At 69.3% G+C, this 1,612-nt stretch carries 3 protein-coding genes and 1 pseudogene; 1 reads left to right on the forward strand and 3 read right to left on the reverse strand.

The genetic code is table 11. The annotated features are described in order from the left end of the window. Positions 1–321: pseudogene (locus Q7T09_RS11415) on the forward strand (alkaline phosphatase); the annotation flags it as partial. 37 nt (positions 322–358) lie between these two features. Here the strand turns inward: Q7T09_RS11415 and Q7T09_RS11420 are convergent. The 3 genes from Q7T09_RS11420 to Q7T09_RS11430 form a co-directional block, all read right to left on the reverse strand. Then, complete coding sequence (locus tag Q7T09_RS11420) at positions 359–985, reverse strand: LysE family translocator (RefSeq protein ID WP_304699781.1); 627 nt, start codon at positions 983–985, stop codon at positions 359–361. Next, positions 982–1,383 (reverse strand): phosphoribosyl-AMP cyclohydrolase, encoded by a 402-nt coding sequence (hisI, locus tag Q7T09_RS11425; protein ID WP_304699782.1) that lies wholly within the window; start codon positions 1,381–1,383, stop codon positions 982–984. Before hisI ends, Q7T09_RS11420 begins: the two co-directional genes overlap by 4 nt. Before the next feature lie 82 nt (positions 1,384–1,465). After that, on the reverse strand, positions 1,466–1,612 hold a 147-nt coding region (locus tag Q7T09_RS11430; protein WP_304699783.1), incomplete at its 5' end, for a GTP cyclohydrolase I.

Consider the following 1,612-nt stretch of genomic DNA (forward strand, 5'->3'; position numbering starts at 1 on the left):
TTCTGGGTCAACGAGCTGTTCGACCAGGGCGGCGCCCGGGCCGGCGTGGAGTTCGGGGCCACGGGGATCACCAGCCCCGGCGGCGGCGACCTGCTCACCGCCTTCCCGATCGGAGAGGTGTTCGCCAGCGCCAACCGGGAAGTGGTCTACAACCACCAGAGCGCCAAGGGTTTCGTCCTGCTGACCCTGACGCCGGACGAAGCCCGGGCGGATTTGATGGCGGTCTCCAACATCACCGAGCCCACCTATGAGACCAAGGTGCTGAAGACCTACCGGGTGACGCCGGAAGCCGGCGGTCTCTCGGCTCCGACCGAGGTCTAGCCACTGAGCTTCCTCCACGCAGGTGGGGGAAGCGAACTCAGCGCCGATCCAGGGCCAGGCGCAGGCCAAAGGCCACGAACACCCCGCCGGTCAGCCGGTCGAGCCAGCGGACGACGGCGGCGCGCTTGAGCACGCGCGCGATCGGCTGGGTGGCGGCGATCAGCAGGCCCAGCCACACCACCCCCAGCAGGACGTGGACGGTGGTGAGCAGCAGCATGAAGGGCGCGGCCGGCACACCGTGCGGCAGGAACTGGGGCAGGAACGACACGTAGAAGACGCCCATCTTGGGGTTCAGCATGTTGGACAGGAAGCCCCGCCGCATCCAGGCGGTGTCGGAGCCCTGCGTCGCGGGCGCGTCGGCGACCTCGAAGCTGTCGCGGGGTCGCAGGATCAGGCCGATCCCCAGCCAGACCAGATAGGCCGCCCCGGCCCACTTCAGGATGTTGAAGGCCAGGGTCGAGGCCTGCAGCACGGCGCCCAGGCCAAAGGCCACCAGACCGCCCCAGGCGAAGCAGCCGGCGAGAATCCCCACCATGGCCAGGACCGCGCGCCTGGGCCCCTCCACGGCGGCGGTGCGCAGGATGAGCGCGGTGTCCAGGCCCGGGGTCAGGGTCAGCAGGCCCGCCGCCACCGTGAAGGCCAGCAGGGCCTGGACGACGGTCACGGCAGTCGTTCCTTGAGCTTCCCGTTCTCCACCACCCGATAGAAGCAGGTGCGGAAGCCCGTGTGGCAGGCGCCGCCGTCGCCCTCGGGGGTGACCTTCAGCAGGATGGCGTCCTGGTCGCAGTCGATGCGGACCTCCTCCACCAGCTGGATCTGGCCGCTGGTGGCGCCCTTGTGCCAGAGCTCGTTGCGGGAGCGGCTGAAATAGTGGGCCTCACCGGTGGCGAGCGTCCGCTCCAGGGCTTCGGCGTTCATATAGGCCAGCATCAGCACCTCGCCGGTCTCGGCATGGGTGGCGATAGCCGGGATCAGGCCGGCGGAATCGAACCTCGGGGCGAGCAGGTCGCCGCGTTCGAGGATGTCCTTGGAGGTCGCGGTGGGGAAGGTGGGCTTGGCCATGGCCGCATATGGCGCCCATCGGCCGCGCCACGCTAGCCTTGGGCCCGTGTCATCCCGCGAGGAATGACACGGGAGGCTGGCCTCAGCGCCTGTTGACGAAGTCCAGGAACCGCTGACGCAGGGTCGGGTCGGTCTTGAAGACGCCGGTGAACTGGGTGGTGATGGTGGTCACGTGCCGGTGGTGGACGCCGCGGGTGGTCATGCACTGGTGGGCGGCGTCGATCAGGAC

It is taken from the genome of Phenylobacterium sp., from assembly GCF_030645195.1.
Taxonomy (GTDB): Bacteria; Pseudomonadota; Alphaproteobacteria; order Caulobacterales; family Caulobacteraceae; genus Phenylobacterium.